Source organism: Mesorhizobium shangrilense (assembly GCF_040537815.1).
GTDB lineage: Bacteria > Pseudomonadota > Alphaproteobacteria > Rhizobiales > Rhizobiaceae > Mesorhizobium > Mesorhizobium shangrilense.
Genome location: NZ_JBEWSZ010000006.1, coordinates 124,002 through 142,335, shown reverse-complemented (window position 1 = coordinate 142,335; position 18,334 = coordinate 124,002). Strand labels below are relative to the sequence as shown.

Below are 18,334 nucleotides of genomic sequence, written 5' to 3'. Positions count from 1 at the left end.
CTTGCGGGTCTTCCCCTATCTCAGGCGATCGTCTGGCCGGTCTTTGCCCAGTCGGCAAGGAACTGCTCCAGCCCCTTGTCCGTCAGCGGGTGCTTGACCAGCGCCTTCAGCGTTGCCGCCGGCACGGTCGCGACATCGGCGCCGATCAGCGCCGCCTGCTTGACATGGTTCACGGTGCGCACCGAAGCGACGAGGATCTCGGTCTGGAAATCGTAATTGTCGTAGATCTGCCGGATTTCCTGGATCAGCTCCATGCCGTCGATGCCGGTATCGTCGATGCGGCCGACGAAGGGCGAGATGAAGGACGCGCCGGCCTTGGCCGCCAGCAGCGCCTGGTTGGCCGAGAAGCAGAGCGTGACGTTGACCATGCGGTTCATCTCGGTGCGGATCGTCTTGCAGGCCTTCAGCCCGTCGAGCGTCAACGGCACCTTGATGCAGACATTGTCGGCGATCTTGGCCAGCACCTTGGCCTGCTGCATCATCTCCGAATATTCGGTGGCGGTCACTTCGGCCGAAACCGGGCCCTTGACGATGTCGCAGATCTGCTTGGTGACCTCGGCGATCTTGCCGCCGGATTTCAGGATCAGCGACGGATTGGTGGTGACGCCATCGAGCAGTCCCAGGTCGTTCAGTTCACGGATGTCCTTGACATCGGCGGTGTCGACAAAAAATTTCATGGCGGGTCTCCTGACGATTTCCTCGTGCCAGAATGGCACGTTCAGCGTTGCCCTTTGATCTAGAGCAAAGTCGGGGCAAGGTCACGCATCATGATCGAAGATTCGCCCTTTGCCACGGCCGCTCCCGTGCTCGTCCCCATGCCGGCCGAACGCCCCTATACCTACGCGGTGCCTGAAGGCATGCGCGTCGTGCCGGGCTCGATCGTGCGTGTGCCGCTTGGTCCGCGCCAGGTCGCCGGCATCGTCTGGGACGGTGCGGTTGAGAAGGTCGACGCCAGGAAATTGCGGCCGATCGAGCAGGTCTTCGACTGTCCGCCGATCGACCGTGCCATGCGCCGTTTCGTCGACTGGGTCGCGCAATACACGCTGTCGCCGCCCGGCATGGTGGCGCGCATGCTGCTGCGGGCACCGGAGGCCTTCGATCCCGAGCCCTGGATCGAAGGGCTGCAGCGCACGCTCGCCGATCCCGACCGGATGACCGCCGCAAGGCAGCGTGTGCTGGAGACGGCTGAAGGCGGGCTTGCGTGGACGCGATCGGGCCTGGCACATGCGGCTGGCGTGTCGTCGACCGTGATCGATGGACTGCGTGCGCAAGGTGTCTTCGAGACGGTGATGATCCCGCCACGCCCGGTGGTGGCGGCACCCGATCCGAGCTACGCCGTGCCGGAACTGATGCCCGACCAGAGCGCTGCGGCCGAGATGTTGCGCGCCAATGTCGCGGCCGAAATCTTCAATGTCGCGCTGCTCGACGGCGTGACGGGATCGGGCAAGACGGAAGTCTATTTCGAGGCGGTGGCCGCCGCGCTCGACCGGGGTAGCCAAGTGCTCATCCTGCTGCCGGAAATCGCGCTGACCCATGCCTTTCTTGAACGCTTCCAGCAGCGCTTCGGCGCCAAGCCAGGCGAATGGCATTCAGACCTGCCGCCGAGGATGCGCGAACGGGTCTGGCGGCAGGTGGCGGAAGGCACCGTGCGCGTTGTTGCCGGCGCCCGCTCGGCCCTGTTCCTGCCGTTCAAGGAGCTTGGCCTGATTGTAGTGGATGAGGAGCACGACCCCGCCTACAAGCAGGAGGACCGTGTCTTCTACAATGCGCGCGACATGGCGGTGGTGCGCGGCCACATCGGCGGCTTCCCGGTGGTGCTGGCATCGGCGACGCCATCCGTCGAAAGCCGGGTCAATGCCAGCCAGGGCCGATACAACAGGGCTGTTCTCTCCGCCCGTTTCGCCGAAGCGGCCCTGCCTCACCTGAAGGCGATCGACATGCGCCGCGCGCCACCGGCCCGCGGCGGATTCCTGTCGCCGGTGCTGCTCGACCATGTCAGCCGGACCCTGGACAAGAAGGAACAGTCGCTGCTGTTCCTCAACCGTCGCGGCTATGCGCCGTTGACGCTGTGCCGGGTCTGCGGCCATCGCTTCGGCTGCCCGGTCTGCTCGGCGTGGCTGGTCGAGCACCGCTTTCGCGGCCAGCTCGTCTGTCACCATTGCGGCCACAATGAGCGCCGCCCCGAAGCCTGTCCGGAATGCGGTACGCTCGATCATCTGGTGGCCTGCGGACCGGGCGTCGAGCGGATCGCCGAAGAGGTCGTCACGCATTTCCCGGATGCGCGCACGATCGTCTTGTCGTCCGATATCATGGGCGGCGTGCGGCGCCTCAGGTTGGAGCTCGAAGCCATCGCCAATGGCGAGGCGGACATCGTCATCGGCACGCAACTTGTCGCCAAGGGCCACAACTTCCCCAACATGACGCTGGTCGGCGTCGTCGATGCCGACCTCGGCCTTGCCAATGGCGACCCGCGCGCCGCCGAGCGGACTTTCCAGCTGCTCAGCCAGGTGACAGGCCGCGCCGGCCGTACGGGCAAGAAGAGCCTCGGCTTGCTGCAGACCTTCCAGCCGGACCACCCGGTGATGCGGGCGATCATCTCCGGCGACGCCGAAGCTTTCTACGAGCGCGAGATCGCCGAGCGCGAACGGGCGGTGCTGCCGCCGTTCGGCCGGCTGGCCGGCGTGATCGTGAGTGCCGCGAGCCGCGCCGAGGCTGAAGGCCATGCGCGCGCGCTGCGGCGCACGGCGCCCGAGGCCTCCGACCTGTTCGTGCTGGGCCCGGCGGAGGCGCCGTTGGCATTGCTCGGCGGACGCCATCGCTTTCGCCTGCTGATCCAGGGCGAGCGTCGCGCCGACATGCAAGGCTTCATACGGACGATGCTGGCCAACGGTCCGAAGGCGCGCGGCTCGGTCAGGGTGCAGGTAGACATCGATCCGCAGAGTTTTCTTTGAGATTTGCCGCTCGGTCTGGCGCGCGTCCGTTCCTTCGTTAGAATGCGGGAAATTTCGAAGCAGACGCTTTTCGAGGGGACAAGATGGATTTTACCTTTCCGTGGCCGATGAGCCAGGGCGAGTGGGCGGCATGGTCAAGTGCCGCCGTCACGCTTGTCTTCGGCCTGCTGATGTTCCTGGCGCCGCGCCTTGGGTTCAAGATCATGCGGCTGCAACCCATCCCGGCGAAGCCGGAGGCGATTGCCGAGGGTCGTGCGGCCATGGCAGGTTTTTATCTCGGCGTCGGCATCTGCGCGATATTGCTGGCCCAGCCGCTTATCTACATGACGCTGGGCTTCTGCTGGCTGTTCTCGGCCTTTGGCCGCCTGCTAGGAATGATGTCGGATGGAGCCAACACGCCCTACAACTGGGTTTCGGTGGTGATCGAACTTGCGCTGGCCGTGCCGCCGCTGGCCTTCGCCTTCGGCTTTCTGCCCTGAATCATCGACTAATCAGGGGCTTCCGGTTGAACTGGGTCGCCGGATGCGACAATAGTGCCTAAAACCATGCGGGACGACGCATTGCGGTCTTAAAATGCCTGTGCTAGACGGCAATCGACTTTCGGCCGGGGATAGCGGAAGCCGCGCCTCCGTGCTCGAAAAAATGCAGTAAGGTCAAAGATTTAGCCAGAGTTTTTGCTCGCGCCAATAATCTGCGGCCTGTCAGACAAGAGAAAAGACGGTCCGTGGCTCAAACGTCATCGCCAATCTCAGGTGTTGCAGAACGCTATGCGGGTTCGCTGTTCGAACTCGCCCGGCAGGCAAATTCGATCGCCAAGGTCGAGGCTGACCTCAACAGTTTCGAAGCGATGCTGGAAGGCAGCGCGGACCTTACCCGCCTGATCAACAGCCCGGTGTTCTCCAGCGAGGACCAGGCCAAGGCCATCGCGGCCATTGCCGACAAGGCTGGCATCACCGGCCTCGCCGGTAATTTCCTGCGCGTCGTCGCCCAGAACCGGCGGTTGTTCGCCGTGCCCGGCATGATCAAGGCGTTCCGCCAGATCGCCGCCGAAGCCCGTGGCGAGACCACCGCTGATGTCACGTCGGCACATGAGCTGACGGCGGCCCAGCAAACAGAACTGAAGGCCGCGCTGAAAAGCGTTGCCGGCAAGGACGTGGCGATCACCGTCACCGTCGATCCGTCGCTGCTCGGCGGGCTGGTGGTGAAGATGGGCTCGCGCCAGATCGACACGTCACTCAAAACCAAACTCAATTCGCTCAAGCTTGCACTGAAAGAGGTCGGCTGATGGACATCCGCGCCGCGGAAATTTCCGCAATTCTGAAAGACCAGATCAAGAATTTCGGCAAGGAGGCTGAAGTCTCCGAAGTCGGTCAGGTGCTGTCCGTCGGTGACGGTATCGCCCGCGTCTACGGCCTCGACAATGTCCAGGCCGGCGAAATGGTCGAGTTCCCCGGTGGCATCCGCGGCATGGCGCTCAACCTCGAAGCCGACAATGTCGGCGTCGTCATCTTCGGCGCCGACCGCGACATCAAGGAAGGCGACATCGTCAAGCGCACCGGCGCCATCGTCGACGTCCCGGTTGGTCCGGGTCTGCTTGGCCGCGTCGTCGACGCACTCGGCAATCCGATCGACGGCAAGGGCCCGATCAAGGCGACCGAACGCAAGCGCGTCGACGTCAAGGCGCCCGGCATCATCCCGCGCAAGTCGGTGAACGAGCCGATGTCGACCGGCCTCAAGGCCATCGATGCGCTGATCCCGGTCGGCCGTGGCCAGCGCGAGCTGGTCATCGGCGATCGTCAGACCGGCAAGACCGCCATCATCCTCGACACGATGCTCAACCAGAAGTCGGTGCACGACAACGGCCCCGAAAAGGAAAAGCTCTACTGCGTCTACGTCGCCGTCGGCCAGAAGCGCTCGACCGTCGCGCAGTTCGTCAAGGTTCTGGAAGAGCGCGGCGCGCTGGAATACTCGATCATCGTCGCCGCCACCGCTTCCGATCCGGCGCCGATGCAATTCCTGGCGCCCTTCGCCGGCGCTACCATGGGCGAATATTTCCGCGACAACGGCATGCATGCGCTGATCAGCTATGACGATCTGTCGAAGCAGGCTGTCGCCTATCGCCAGATGTCGCTGCTCTTGCGCCGCCCGCCGGGCCGCGAAGCCTATCCGGGCGACGTTTTCTATCTGCACTCGCGCCTGCTGGAGCGTGCGGCCAAGCTCAACGACGATCTGGGCGGTGGCTCGCTGACCGCGCTGCCGATCATCGAAACGCAGGCCAACGACGTGTCGGCCTATATCCCGACCAACGTGATTTCGATCACCGACGGCCAGATCTTCCTCGAGACCAACCTGTTCTTCCAGGGTATCCGCCCGGCCGTGAACGTCGGCCTTTCGGTCAGCCGCGTCGGTTCGGCCGCGCAGATCAAGGCGATGAAGCAGGTTGCCGGCTCGATCAAGGGCGAACTCGCGCAGTATCGCGAAATGGCTGCGTTCGCGCAGTTCGGCTCCGATCTCGACGCCGCCACGCAGCGTCTGCTCAACCGCGGTTCGCGTTTGACCGAGCTTCTGAAGCAGCCGCAGTTCTCGCCGCTCAAGACCGAAGAGCAGGTCGCGGTGATTTTCGCCGGCGTCAACGGCTACCTCGACAAGCTGCCGGTCAATCAGGTCGGCAAGTTCGAGCACGGCCTCCTCAGCCACATGCGTGCGGCCGGCAAGGATGTCCTTGACGCCATTCGCAAGGAAAAGGCGCTGTCGGACGACCTGCGCGCCAAGCTGAAGGCCGAGATCGACGCTTTCGCCAAGACCTTCGCCTGAGCGAAGCGCCAGTCCGGATGAGACAAGACGGGATCAGGTTTGAAGCATGCCTTCATTAAAAGACCTTCGTAACCGTATCGCCTCGGTCAAGGCGACGCAGAAGATCACCAAGGCGATGCAGATGGTCGCCGCGGCGAAGCTGCGCCGTGCGCAAGAGGCGGCCGAAGCGGCGCGCCCCTATTCCGAGCGCATGGGTTCCGTGCTGGCCAACATCACCCAGGCGATCGGCGGCGGCGGCGATGCCCCGGCGCTGATGACCGGTACCGGCAAGGACGACGTGCATCTGCTGGTCGTCTGCACCGCCGAGCGCGGCCTGTGCGGCGGCTTCAACTCACAGATCGCCCGTCACGCCCGCGACCATATCCGCAGGCTTTTGGCCGACGGCAAGCAGGTCAAGATCATCTGCGTCGGCAAGAAGGGTTTCGACATCCTGCGCCGCGACTATGCATCGATGATCCTCGACCGCGTCGATCTGCGCGAGGTCAAGACACTTCGCTTCGCCAATGCCGACGCGATCGCCAGGAAGATCATCCACCTCTTCAACGAGGGCAGCTTCGACGTCTGCACGCTGTTCTATTCGCAGTTCAAGTCGGTGATCAGCCAGATCCCGACGGCACAGCAGATCATTCCAGCCGGTGTGGCGTCAGCGCCAGCCGCGGCGACGGATGGCGGCAATGCCGTTTATGAATATGAACCGGAGCCGGGCGAAATCCTCTCCGACCTTATCCCGCGCAACATCTCCGTGCAGGTTTTCCGGGCGTTGCTTGAAAACGCGGCCGGCGAAATGGGCGCCAAGATGAGTGCGATGGACAATGCGACGCGCAACGCCGGCGAGATGATCAACAAGCTGTCGATTACCTACAACCGCCAGCGGCAGGCGCAGATTACCAAGGAACTGATCGAAATCATTTCGGGCGCCGAGGCGCTCTAGGCGCGGTCCCAGGAGGTCATCGACCTGCTGAGGATCGTGTGAGAAACAAAGGACGAAAAAGGGTAAAGACGATGGCGAAAGCAGCGACTCCCAAGGCGGCAGCGCCGGCAAAGGCTCCGGCAGCAGCAGCGAAGGCCGCACCGGCCAAGAAGGCGGCAGCGCCGGCAAAGGCAGCCGCGGCCAAGACATCGGCCGTGGCCACCAAGGCGACAGGCGTTGTCGGCAAGGTCCGCCAGGTCATCGGCGCCGTTGTCGACGTGCAGTTCGGCGAACATCTGCCGGCGATCCTGAACGCGCTCGAGACGATCAATGTCGGCAACCGCCTCGTGCTCGAAGTTGCCCAGCATCTGGGCGAAAACACCGTGCGCTGCATCGCCATGGACTCGACCGAAGGTCTGGTTCGCGGCCAGGAAGTGCATGACACCGGCGCTCCGATTACCGTGCCGGTCGGCCCGGGCATGCTCGGCCGCATCATCAACGTCATCGGCGAGCCGGTCGACGAAGAGGGCCCGGTCGACGCCACCGAAATGCGCTCCATCCATCAGCCGGCTCCGACCTATGTCGAGCAGTCGACGGAAGCACAGATCCTGATCACCGGCATCAAGGTGCTCGACCTCTTGGCGCCTTACGCCAAGGGCGGCAAGATCGGCCTGTTCGGCGGCGCCGGCGTCGGCAAGACCGTGCTGATCCAGGAACTGATCAACAACATCGCCAAGGCGCATGGCGGCTACTCGGTGTTCGCCGGCGTCGGCGAGCGCACCCGCGAAGGCAACGATCTCTATCACGAGTTCATCGAGTCCGGCGTCAACAAGAAGGGCGGCGGCGAAGGCTCCAAGGCGGCGCTCGTCTATGGCCAGATGAACGAGCCGCCGGGCGCCCGCGCCCGCGTCGGCCTGACCGGCCTGACGGTTGCGGAATATTTCCGCGACCAAGGCCAGGACGTGCTGTTCTTCGTCGACAACATTTTCCGCTTCACGCAGGCTGGTTCCGAAGTGTCCGCGCTTCTCGGCCGTATCCCGTCGGCCGTGGGCTACCAGCCGACGCTCGCCACCGACATGGGCGCGCTGCAGGAACGCATCACCACCACCACCAAGGGCTCGATCACGTCCGTGCAGGCGATCTACGTGCCCGCCGACGACTTGACCGATCCGGCACCGGCGACCTCGTTCGCCCACCTTGACGCGACCACCACGCTCAACCGTGCGATCGCCGAAAAGGGCATCTATCCGGCTGTCGATCCGCTGGATTCGACCTCGCGCATGCTCGACCCGCTGGTCGTCGGCGACGAGCATTATGGCGTCGCCCGCCAGGTGCAGTCGATCCTCCAGCGCTACAAGTCGCTGCAGGACATCATCGCCATCCTGGGCATGGATGAGCTGTCGGAAGAGGACAAGCAGACGGTGGCCCGCGCCCGCAAGATCGAGCGCTTCCTGTCGCAGCCCTTCTTCGTCGCCGAAGTGTTCACCGGCGCGCCGGGCAAGCTGGTCGATCTTGCAGATACCATCAAGGGCTTCAAGGGCCTCTGCAACGGCGACTACGATCACCTGCCGGAAGCAGCCTTCTACATGGTCGGCGGCATCGACGAAGCCGTCGAGAAGGCACAGCGCCTGGCTGCCGAAGCGGCTTAATTCAGGGAATAGGGAGTAGTCAGTAGTGGGTAGGGAATAGCAGCTGCGTAATGTGGGCCGGTCAGGGCCACGTGCTACTGCCTAGTTCCTATTCCCTACTCACTAAATTGACATGGCTGAAGCTTTCAAATTCGAACTGGTTTCGCCGGAGCGCCTGCTGGTTTCCGAGCAGGTCGAATCCGTCGTCATTCCGGGCGCCGAAGGCGAGATGACCGTGATGGCGCACCACGCGCCGGTCATGACCACGATCAAGCCGGGCGTCGTCACGGTGAAGTCCGTGTCGGGGCAGGAAGAGCGCTATGTGGTGTTCGGCGGCTTCGCCGACATCGTTCCTTCGGGCTGCACGCTGCTGGCTGAATCCGCCGTCGCCGTGAAGGATGTCGACCGCGCCGATCTCGCCCGCCGTATCCAGGAGGCGAAGGAAGACGCCGCCGACGCCAAGGATGACCAGACCCGCAGCAAGGCGGAACAGTTCCTTAGCCAGCTTACGACGCTCGAAGGCGCCATCCTGCCGGCCTGATTTCGACCCACATCACCGCGCCCAGACCATCGGGCACTTGAAAAGCGAGGCTTGCCTCGCTTTTTTGTTTGTTGGAAAGTCCCGCCACGTTCGCGATCCCAATCGGAGCCGATGGCAGAAGAACCAGCATCACGATCGAGGTGGTCCACGGCCCTGGTGTCGTTCCTTGGCGGGCCGTTTGGCGGGTTCCTTTGGATCGGCAGTGGAAAGCTTGCGGTTGCAAGTCTGATCGCGATCGTCCTTGTCGGCCTGCTGGCCTGCTATATCGGTTTCCCGGCGTTCGGCGCTCTCGGATCCAGCGGGCTTGGGCCGGCCAATGTCACGAGCTTGGCCGTTTCTGTTCTTTCGGTGGCGATCGTTGTGCCTTTCACCGGCAGGTTCCGGCCGGTCAAATGGTATGCGCGCGGATTGTCGGTCCTCGGGCTGGTCTTCCTCGCCAGCTACCTGGTGGCTTTCGTGATCAGGTCTTTCCTGTTCCAGCCGTTCTCGATTCCGTCCACCAGCATGCTGCCGACACTGGAACGCGGCGACTATCTGTTCGTATCCAAGTTCGCCTATGGCTACAGCCGTTACAGCGTGCCGTTCTCGTTGCTGCCGATCACGGGACGCGTGTTGGCGGCGCAGCCCCAGCGAGGCGATGTCGTTGTGTTCCGGTTTCCGCCTGACCCGGACATCGACTACATCCAGAGGATCGTCGGCATGCCAGGCGATACGATCCAGATGGTTAATGGCATCCTCCACATTAATGGCGCGGCGGTGGGCCTCCAGGATGTCGGCTCTTTTGCCTCGGATGCGTTTTCGGAGAAGACCGCCAGGCTGCAGCGCGAAACGCTGCCCAACGGCGTGTCGCATTTCGTCGTCGACCTGATGGATGGTTCGACAGGCGACAACACACCTGCCCTGGTGGTCCCCGAAGGTTGCTATTTCATGCTTGGCGACAACCGCGACAACTCCGCCGACAGCCGCTTTGACGTCGGCTTCGTTCCCTTTGAGAATCTGGTCGGCAAGGCGGAGCGCCTGTTCTGGAACTCGCGCGGCATCGACTACACCTATCGCCAGATCGTCAGATAAAGCTGCTTGCCGACCTGCAGGGGATGCGGCGATGTCAGCGAATCTATCTCAAGCCTCTTCGCTTCCTATGCCAAGCGCGGCGAAGGCAAGAGTGGGGCCGCCCCGCCGCAAATGGACAAGATGAACCGCGACGAGTTCGATCAGCGTCTGGCGCTCGGCATGATCCCCGGCGAAGCCAGCGAGGTCGAACACCGCCGCCACGGTTTCGTTCGCGGGCAAATGCTGGCGCAAAAGCGGTGTCAGCGCCGTGTCGAGCGGATCGGTGAAGTGGCTTTCGGGCAAGGTGTCCGCGCGCGCCGCGCAGGCGGCGATCCAGGCGGCCACCACCAGCGTCAGATGGACCATCTCGTCACCGGCCTCGAGGCAATCGATGGCGGAGGCGATGATCCGCTGCGGCAGTTTCTGGCTGCCGTCATTGGCGATCTGCGCCGTGCGGTGGGCGAGCGCGGGGTTGGAAAAACGCTCAGCCAGTTCCGCGGTGTAGGTGCTCGTGTCGAGCCCGGCATCCTCGGGCAGGGTCGAAATGGCTTCCGCCCACAATGCGTCGACGAACTGCCGGATCGCCGGTTCGGCGAAAGCCCTGTCCACGGTCTCATGGCCGCTGAGCAGGCCAAGATAGGCAATGGCCGAATGCGCTCCGTTGAGCAGGCGCAGCTTCATCTCCTCGTATGGCCGCACATCCTCGACCATGGTGACTCCGAATTTTTCCCATGCCGGCCGCCCGGCTGGAAAGCGGTCTTCGATCACCCATTGGCGGAATGGTTCGGTCATGACCGGCCAGGAGTCGGCAACGCCGAGTTCGATGGCGATCCTTGCCCGGTCGGCATCGGTGGTCGCGGGTACGATGCGATCGACCATGCTCGACGGAAAAGCCACCTCATCGGCGATGTGACGGGCAAGATCGGCATCGCGCAACGCGGCGAACTCGATCATCAGACGGTGCAGCGTCGCACCATTGGCCGGGAGATTGTCGCAGCAGAGCACGGTGAAGGGGGCGATGCCGGCGGCACGGCGGCGGTGGAGCGCTTCCGCCAGAAAGCCATGCGCGGTCTTGGGCAGTTCCGGCCGCGCCAGATCGCCCACAATGTCAGGATGGGCGGTGTCGAGACCGCCTCCTGGAGCCCTCAGATAGGCCTTTTCGGTGATCGTGAGCGTGACGATGCGCGTGCGCGGATCGGCAAGGGCGGCAAGCACGGTAGCGGGGTCCTCCGGCGCCACCAGCATCGAGCCGATCGAGCCGATGATGCGCAGCTGTTCACTGTCGCTGCTTCGGACCGCCAGCGTATAGAGCCCATCCTGCGGCGACAGCGCATCGCGTGTGTCGGCGCTGCGCAGCGAGACGCCGACAATGCCCCAACCTGTCTCGCCAGCTCCAAGGCAGTCGTCGACATAGACAGCCTGGTGCGCGCGATGGAAGGCGCCGACGCCGAGATGGACGATGCCTGGCGCAACCTTGTCTCGATCGTATCCAGGGGTCTTGACGCCCTTGGACAGCGATCGCAGCGTGTTGTTCGACAGATGGCTGCTGGTCATGGCGTCGTCCCCGTACGGATCGCGGGTTGCGTAACACCTGTTCCCGGTTGCCGCAAGGATGCCCGTTTCGGCGTATACGTTGACATCATCCTTGCCCGACCGTACCGATATCCAGCTTGGAAGGAGCTTTTTTCCCATGATCGCGCTGACCGATCCGGACCTGCTTTTTCCACCCGAAGCGCAGTCGCGCTCCATTGCCCGCGATCTCTATGCGGGCATAAAAAGCCTGCCGATCGTCAGTCCGCACGGCCATACCGATCCGCGCTGGTATGCGCTCAACGAGCCGTTTCCCGATCCGGCGCGGCTGCTCATCGTTCCCGATCACTATATTTTTCGCATGCTGCTCAGCCAGGGCGTTCGCCTCGAGGACCTCGGCGTTCCAACCCTCGGTGGGTCGCCCGTGGAGACCGACGGCAGGGCGATCTGGAAACGCTTCGCCGAACACTATTATCTGTTTCGTGGTACGCCGACCCGGCTGTGGTTCGACCATGTGCTGTCTCATCTTTTCGGCATCGAAGAGCCGCTGAACGCCTCCACCGCCGACCGGCACTACGACACGATCTCAACCTTGCTGCAGTGGGACAATTATCGCCCGCGCGCGCTGTTGGAGCGTTTCAACATCGAGGTGATCGCGACGACGGAAGGCGCGCTCGATGATCTGCAATGGCACAAGATGATCCGCGATAGCGGTTGGCAGGGCCGGGTCATCACCGCCTACAGGCCCGATGCGGTCGTCGATCCGGATTTCGAAGGTTTTCTCGCCAATCTCGACCGGCTGGGCGAGATCACAGGTTGCGACACCGGCAGTTGGAGTGGCTACCTCGACGCGCATCGCCAGCGCCGTGCCTTCTTCAAGAGCTTTGGCGCGACCTCCTCCGACCATGGCCATCCGACGGCCGAAACCGCCAATCTTTCCGCCGCTGCGTCCGAGGAGCTGTTCAACCGGATTCGCCTTGGCTCCGACGACGAACGCGAACGGCGGCTGTTTCGCGCCCAGATGCTGACCGAGATGGCCAAGATGAGCCTGGACGACGGGCTGGTGCTGCAGATCCATCCCGGCGCGCTGCGCAATCATTCGCGTGCTGTGTTCGAGACATTCGGCCGCGACAAGGGTTTCGATATCCCGACCCGAACCGACTATGTGACGGCGCTGAGGCCGCTGCTCGATTGCGTCGGGCTCGAGCGTGATCTGACGATCGTGCTCTTCACGCTGGATGAGAGCAGCTATGCGCGCGAACTGGCGCCGCTGGCCGGCGTCTATCCGGCGCTGAAGCTCGGGCCGGCCTGGTGGTTCCATGACAGCCCGGAAGGCATGCGCCGGTTCCGCGAGATGACGACGGAGACGGCCGGCTTCTACAACACCGTTGGCTTCAACGACGACACGCGGGCCTTCCCATCGATCCCGGCCCGCCATGATGTGGCGCGCCGCGTCGACTGCGCGTTCCTGGCGCGGCTCGTCGCCGAACATCGGCTTGGCCAGGACGAGGCGCATGAGCTGGCCGGGGAATTGGCCTATTCGCTGGCGAAGAAGGCTTATCGGCTTTGAATATCAGAGCACTGGACGGCTGCGTCATTGAACATGGCGACCGGGATATGGTCGGCCGCTGATCATCGGGAACCGGACCGCCAATTGCACCAGCCTTGAAACCGACTTATCAGGCGAAGTTTGCCCGAGTGGAGACGAAGCTTGAACGAAAGCCTGCATGGCACACACCATACCAGTGCTCAAATCGACGCAGTCCTTGCCGCTGGGCGACAAGGGCCTGTCATCACACCGGACATGCTGTCGGGCGAAGATGGCTCCAACATCAACGGCCCGTCGCTGATCAAGGTGCCCGACTGGGCGCCGGGCAGGCTGGGTGCTTACTATCTCTACTTCGCCCACCACACGGGCACGTATATTCGCCTGGCTTATTCGGATTCCCTGCAAGGTCCGTGGCGTGTCCACGCCGGGGGCGTATTGGCACTTGATCAATGCCCTTTCCTCAAGGAGCACATTGCTTCTCCCGACGTCCACATTGATCATCAGAGACGCCGCTTCGTGATGTATTTCCATGGTCCGACAAAGAGCGGCAAGGGCCAGATGACCTTTCCCGCGACATCCGGTGACGGCCTTGGTTTCAACCCCCTTCCCGAGGTGCTCGGGCCATCCTATGCAAGGATTTTCCGTCACGACGGCTGGTGGTACGGGCTTCTCGGGACGGATGCCGTCACCCTCTTCCGGTCCAGGGACGGCATTTCGGATTTCAGGCAAGGCCCGGTCGTGCTTTCCGCCGCACGCCGCCGTGTTTTGCCGAGGCACGTTGCCGTGCAGAAATCCGATGAGTTGCTGAGAGTCTATTACACGCGCAAGGGCGATGCTCCCGAGCGGGTTCTTCACGGCACGATCGATCTCACTGGGGACTGGCGGCAATGGAAGGTGCGGGGAGCGACCGAATTGCTGCGCCCCATGACTGCCTTCGAAGGGGCCGATCTGCCCGTCCGCCGCAGCAGGCCGGGCGCGGCAAAGGGCAGGGAGAACGCACTGCGCGACCCCGCGGTTTTCGAGGAAGCCGACCGTACCTGGCTTCTGTATGCCGTTGCGGCCGAGAGCGGCATAGCGTTGGCCGAAATCTCTTTCGCCGAGCCGCCGCGGATCGGGGCGACCGGCCGGGCGATTGCGTCCCTGCAGGAGTTGGGTGGACGATTGGTTGGTGGTGTCGGCCGGATGCTGTCGCCACGGTCATCAGAACGCCGAGTGCCGGAGCAAGCGGGGCCAGGAATTTTCATCGCGGGCTGCGCGCGCAGCGGAACCACTCTCACCCTGGGTTTGATGGCGTGCTTCGACGATATCTATGTCCACCCGGTCGAAGCGCCGCACTCGCTGCTCGATAGGCTGGATCGCCCGGAGAACAACCTTGTCGTCAAGCGTACCGCGCACTGCCACGAGCATCTTTCGGCATTGCCGGCTTCCGTTGGACTGATCTACTGCGTGCGCCATCCGTTCGATGTGCTGACGAGTACCCATCCGGAAACGAAGCATTTGCGCCATTTCCATGTAACGACCGAGCGCTGGGAGGCGGAGTATGATGGGCTGATGCGGCTGCGAGAAGCTCAACCGGAGCGGAGCATTCTCTACCTGCGCTATGAGGACCTGATCGCCAAGCCTGATGTGGTCCAGGATAATATTTCCCGCCAGTTCGACCTTTCACCGGTCATCCCCTTCAGCCAGGATCCGAACAACCCGATCCGGGCAACCTCGCTGAGAAAATGGGAAAGCAACGAAGAATTCCGTGTCTATCTCCATGGCCTGCCGCAGGCATTTCTCGACCGTGTCGAAAGCTTCTGCCGCCAGTTCGGCTACGACATGCCGGATCGGCAATGATCGTCCAGCAACGCAGCGGCCTCCGCACAATCCGAGACCTTGTGACATGAAGAAGCCCGCGCCTCCGGAGAGGCGCGGGCTGTTGCCTGGGCACCTGTGGCGCCGCGGTACTCAAACATCGCCGCTGAATCCGAAGGTGCCTCATCATGGTGAACATAGGCTTAACGGCAGTCTCGACGGATGCGGCTGGGCCTGAAGAGTATCGCGGTGGCGAACGGGCGACCCGCTATCTGGAAAAATCGCTGCGCACGATGCCGTGGCGCTGGAGCTTGTCGTAAAAAGTCTTGCGCGGGATGCCCAGCGCCTCGATGGTGCGCCGGACATCGCCGTCATGACGGTTGAGCGTCTCGCGGATGATGGAGGCCTCGTAGTGCTCCATGCGCTCGGGCAGCGGCGTGTCCGGCGACGCCGGCTCTGCCTTCGCCGTTTCCGCCAGGTCTTCCAGGCCCAGCACGAAGCGCTCGGCGAAATGCGCGAGCTCGCGCACATTGCCCGGCCAGTCATGTTCCCGCATATAGCGAACGACGGAAGCCGGCACGACGGGCACGGCGCGCCGGAAGCGGCTTGCCGCACGCTCGGTGAAATAGCCGAACAGCAGGGCGACATCGTCGCGCCGTTCGCGCAGCGGCGGAATGGAGATCGTCACCACATTGAGCCGGTAGTAGAGGTCTTCGCGGAACGTGCCACGCTGGCTGGGGTCGCCGAGATCGACCTTGGCGGCGGCGACAACGCGCAGGTCGACGGGGCGTATCTCATTGGTGCCGAGCGGGGTGACCTCGCGCATTTCCAGCACCCGCAGCATCTGCACCTGTGTCGAGGGCGGCATGCTTTCGATCTCGTCGAGGAACAGCGTGCCGCCGCTGGCATGCTCGATGCGCCCGATGCGCTTCTTCTGCGCGCCGGTGAAGGCTCCGGCCTCGTGGCCGAACAGTTCGCTCTCGATGACGGTGTCCGGCAGCGTGCCGCAATTCAGCGCGACAAAATTGCCTTTCGCGCGCCGACTCCAGCGATGCAGCAGGCTCGCCACCACCTCCTTGCCGGAACCGGTCTCGCCGGTCACCAGCACGTCGACATCGGTGTCGGCGATCTGCCGCAGCGTGCGCCGCAGCCGCTCCATGGCCGGCGTCTGGCCGATCAGCGGCAGGCCGTCCTGTGCCTGCTCGGCCGCGTCGCGCAGCGCCCGGTTCTCCATCACCAGGCGGCGCTTCTCCGCTGCCCGGTGCACGCTCTGCACCAGCCGGTCGGCGGCGAAGGGCTTGGTGATGAAGTCGTAGACGCCATCCTTGATCGCCTTCACCGCCATGGCAATGTCGCCGTGCCCGGTGACCAGGATGACCGGAATGTCCTGATCCACCTTCAGGATGCGGTCGAAGAGTTGCAGCCCGTCGATCTCTGGCATGCGGATGTCGGACACCACGACGCCGGCAAAACCGACGTCGAGACGAGCCAGCGCCTCGACAGGTGCCGAGAAGGCCGACACGACAAAGCCGGCAAGCTCCAGCGTTTGCGCGGTCGCCTTCAGCAGGTCGCGGTCGTCGTCAATCAGGATGACGGGTGCTGCGTCCTGGTTCATCATGCTGCCTTGCAGAGAAAGATCGTGAAGCTTGTGCCGCTGTCGTCGCTGGCAACCTCGATGCGGCCGCCATAGTCGGCGACGATGTCCTTCGAGATGACGAGGCCGAGACCGAGGCCTTTTTCCTTCGACGTGTTGAAGGGGGTGAACAGCGAGCGCAGGATTTCGACGGGAATGCCCGGACCATTGTCCGACACGCTGACTGTTACCCCAGTTGCGGTCTCTTCCACGGAAACGTCTACCCTGGCGTCGTTACGGCCCTCGAGCGCCTCCAGTGCGTTCTGGAACAGATTGATCAGCACCTGCTCGAGCCGCACCCGGTTTCCCATGACCATCAGGGCCGGTGGCGGCAGGTCGATGGCGAGCGCGTCGAGTTGGCCGGCAAAGCGGCTTCGCAACAGCACCAGGGTGCCCTCGATGACGCCGCGCAATTCCACCGGCTCGGCCGCGGTTCGTCCCTTGCGGGCAAAGGCCTTCAATTCGTCGGTGATACCGCCGATACGCTCCGTCAGCGAAGCGATGGCGCCGAGGTTTTCCTCGACGGGCGCGGTCTGCTTGCGCTCGAGGAAGACACGCGCATTGTCGGCATAGGCGCGGATGGTGGCGACCGGCTGGTTGATCTCATGCGCGACACCGGCGGCGACCTGGCCGAGGATCGCGAGCCGGTTCGCCTGGACCAGCTCCTGCTGCACACCCTGGAGTTTTGCTTCCGTGGTGCGGTGATCGACGATTTCGGCCTGCAGGCGGTCGCGCGCGCGGCTCAGATCCTCGGTTCGCTCACTGACGCGGCGCTCAAGCTCGGTGCGCGCCGCCTGTTCGGCTGCGATCAGCATCAATGCCGACTGCCGGCGCCACAAGAGATACGCAGCAAGGCCGATCAGCGGGATGATGACGCCCAGCGCCAGAAGCCGCATTTCGCGGATCGCGGCGGCAACTGGTCCCTCGGTTGGAACGAGATAGTCGAGGCGCCAGGCGGTCGTGGGAACCGGTGTGGAAAGGCGCAGATACTCGCCATCGCTGCCGCCGGGCGTGATGGCATGGACGATCGAAACGTCTGGGCTCAACGCCTGTGGACGGGTGATCGGCAGCGGCATCAGCGGCGCGTCGCCGAATTGCTGGCTGTCGCGAACGCTGGCGAGGTCTGGTCCGGTGAGCGGCGCCACCGTCATGAAGCGCCAGGACGGGATGCTGGTGATCAGGACGACGCCATGCTCGTCGCTGACATAGGCGGGCCGGTTGGCCTCGTGCCAGTCGGCTTCGAGCTGGTCGAATTCGGCCTTGACGACGACGACCCCGAGCGGCGCATCGGCACCGCCGACACGGCGGGAAATGTAGAGGCCGGGGCGCTTGCTGACATTGCCGAGCGCGAAATACTCGGCCGTGCCAGCTTGCATCGCCCGGGTGAAATAGGCGCGGAACGTGTAGTCGGTGCCGACGAAGCTGATCGGCTCGCGCCAATTGCTGGAGGCGATGGCCAGTCCGTCGGTGCCGATGACATAGAGCACCGACGCCTTGGTGCCGGACACAAGCCCCTCCAGCTTGCGGTTCAGCACGTCGATCGAAGCGCTGCTTTTCTGGGTCAGCGCATCGCGCACCTGCTGGTCCTCGGACAGCAGCAAGGGCAGGGCGCGCGGGCTCTCCAGCACGGCACGCAACAACGCGACTTTCAGATTGGCGTCAGTGCGGCCCTGCGTTGCCAGTGCTTCGATCGCGGCCGTGCGGGCATAGCGTCCGGCCCCATACAGTGCCGCCGCCACGACCAGCAGCGCGATCGCCGCGCACAGCAGCCATGCACGGCGCGCCCGCGCGCCGAGTTGCTCGGGCGTCGACAACGAAGCAATGGCTGAACGTTGCAACATCACCCATCTGTGCATGATTTCGCACAAAGCGCAAATCAAGCATGCGGATATCCGCACTGTTGGTGGCTGAGAGCTGCCATATGACTACTC

General features: G+C 63.7%; 14 protein-coding genes. 10 read left to right on the top strand and 4 right to left on the bottom strand.

Annotated elements, in window-relative coordinates:
- Positions 1–20: 20 nt before the first annotated feature.
- Entirely contained in the window at positions 21–677 is a 657-nt protein-coding gene (fsa, locus tag ABVQ20_RS34225; RefSeq protein WP_354464236.1) for a fructose-6-phosphate aldolase, read from the bottom strand.
- Positions 678–767: 90 nt separating this feature from the next.
- Here fsa and ABVQ20_RS34220 point away from each other — a divergent pair, with 90 nt between their 5' ends.
- The 8 genes from ABVQ20_RS34220 to lepB all read left to right on the top strand — a co-directional run bounded on the left by ABVQ20_RS34220 (position 768) and on the right by lepB (position 9,915).
- Positions 768–2,951, top strand: coding sequence for a primosomal protein N' (locus ABVQ20_RS34220; protein WP_354464235.1), 2,184 nt, complete (start codon positions 768–770; stop codon positions 2,949–2,951).
- 83 nt (positions 2,952–3,034) lie between these two features.
- Entirely contained in the window at positions 3,035–3,430 is a 396-nt protein-coding gene (locus ABVQ20_RS34215) for an AGROH133_08824 family phage infection protein (RefSeq protein ID WP_354464234.1), read from the top strand.
- A 245-nt stretch (positions 3,431–3,675) separates the two neighbouring features.
- Positions 3,676–4,236 carry a F0F1 ATP synthase subunit delta gene (locus tag ABVQ20_RS34210; protein ID WP_354464233.1) on the top strand — a complete coding sequence of 187 codons (561 nt, stop codon included), beginning with the start codon at positions 3,676–3,678 and terminating at the stop codon, positions 4,234–4,236.
- Complete coding sequence (gene atpA, locus ABVQ20_RS34205) at positions 4,236–5,765, top strand: F0F1 ATP synthase subunit alpha (protein WP_172222567.1); 1,530 nt, start codon at positions 4,236–4,238, stop codon at positions 5,763–5,765. Before ABVQ20_RS34210 ends, atpA begins: the two co-directional genes overlap by 1 nt.
- Positions 5,766–5,811: 46 nt before the next feature.
- Positions 5,812–6,696 (top strand): F0F1 ATP synthase subunit gamma, encoded by an 885-nt coding sequence (locus tag ABVQ20_RS34200; protein WP_354464232.1) that lies wholly within the window; start codon positions 5,812–5,814, stop codon positions 6,694–6,696.
- A gap of 71 nt (positions 6,697–6,767) precedes the next feature.
- The gene (gene atpD / locus ABVQ20_RS34195; RefSeq protein ID WP_354464231.1) at positions 6,768–8,324 is read left to right on the top strand and encodes a F0F1 ATP synthase subunit beta; all 1,557 of its coding nucleotides are present in this window, start codon (positions 6,768–6,770) and stop codon (positions 8,322–8,324) included.
- A 112-nt stretch (positions 8,325–8,436) separates the two neighbouring features.
- Complete coding sequence (locus ABVQ20_RS34190; protein ID WP_354464230.1) at positions 8,437–8,844, top strand: F0F1 ATP synthase subunit epsilon; 408 nt, start codon at positions 8,437–8,439, stop codon at positions 8,842–8,844.
- A gap of 111 nt (positions 8,845–8,955) precedes the next feature.
- Positions 8,956–9,915, top strand: a complete 960-nt coding sequence (gene lepB, locus ABVQ20_RS34185; RefSeq protein ID WP_354464229.1) for a signal peptidase I — start codon at positions 8,956–8,958, stop codon at positions 9,913–9,915.
- 48 nt (positions 9,916–9,963) lie between these two features.
- On the opposite strand, the gene ABVQ20_RS34180 is transcribed toward lepB, so the two are convergent.
- Positions 9,964–11,448, bottom strand: a complete 1,485-nt coding sequence (locus ABVQ20_RS34180) for a mannitol dehydrogenase family protein (RefSeq protein WP_354464228.1) — start codon at positions 11,446–11,448, stop codon at positions 9,964–9,966.
- A 136-nt stretch (positions 11,449–11,584) separates the two neighbouring features.
- On the opposite strand from ABVQ20_RS34180, the gene uxaC reads away from it, so the two are divergent.
- Positions 11,585–12,994: a glucuronate isomerase gene (uxaC, locus tag ABVQ20_RS34175; protein ID WP_354464227.1), complete on the top strand. Its 1,410-nt coding sequence runs from the start codon at positions 11,585–11,587 to the stop codon at positions 12,992–12,994.
- Positions 12,995–13,135: 141 nt separating this feature from the next.
- Complete coding sequence (locus ABVQ20_RS34170; protein ID WP_354464226.1) at positions 13,136–14,812, top strand: hypothetical protein; 1,677 nt, start codon at positions 13,136–13,138, stop codon at positions 14,810–14,812.
- Between the two features lie 226 nt (positions 14,813–15,038).
- Here the strand turns inward: ABVQ20_RS34170 and ABVQ20_RS34165 are convergent, their stop codons facing one another.
- Together ABVQ20_RS34165 and ABVQ20_RS34160 are read right to left on the bottom strand one after the other, a co-directional pair.
- Complete coding sequence (locus ABVQ20_RS34165; protein WP_435528481.1) at positions 15,039–16,388, bottom strand: sigma-54-dependent transcriptional regulator; 1,350 nt, start codon at positions 16,386–16,388, stop codon at positions 15,039–15,041.
- Complete coding sequence (locus ABVQ20_RS34160) at positions 16,385–18,244, bottom strand: sensor histidine kinase (protein ID WP_354464225.1); 1,860 nt, start codon at positions 18,242–18,244, stop codon at positions 16,385–16,387. Before ABVQ20_RS34160 ends, ABVQ20_RS34165 begins: the two co-directional genes overlap by 4 nt.
- Between the last annotated feature and the right edge of the window lie 90 nt (positions 18,245–18,334).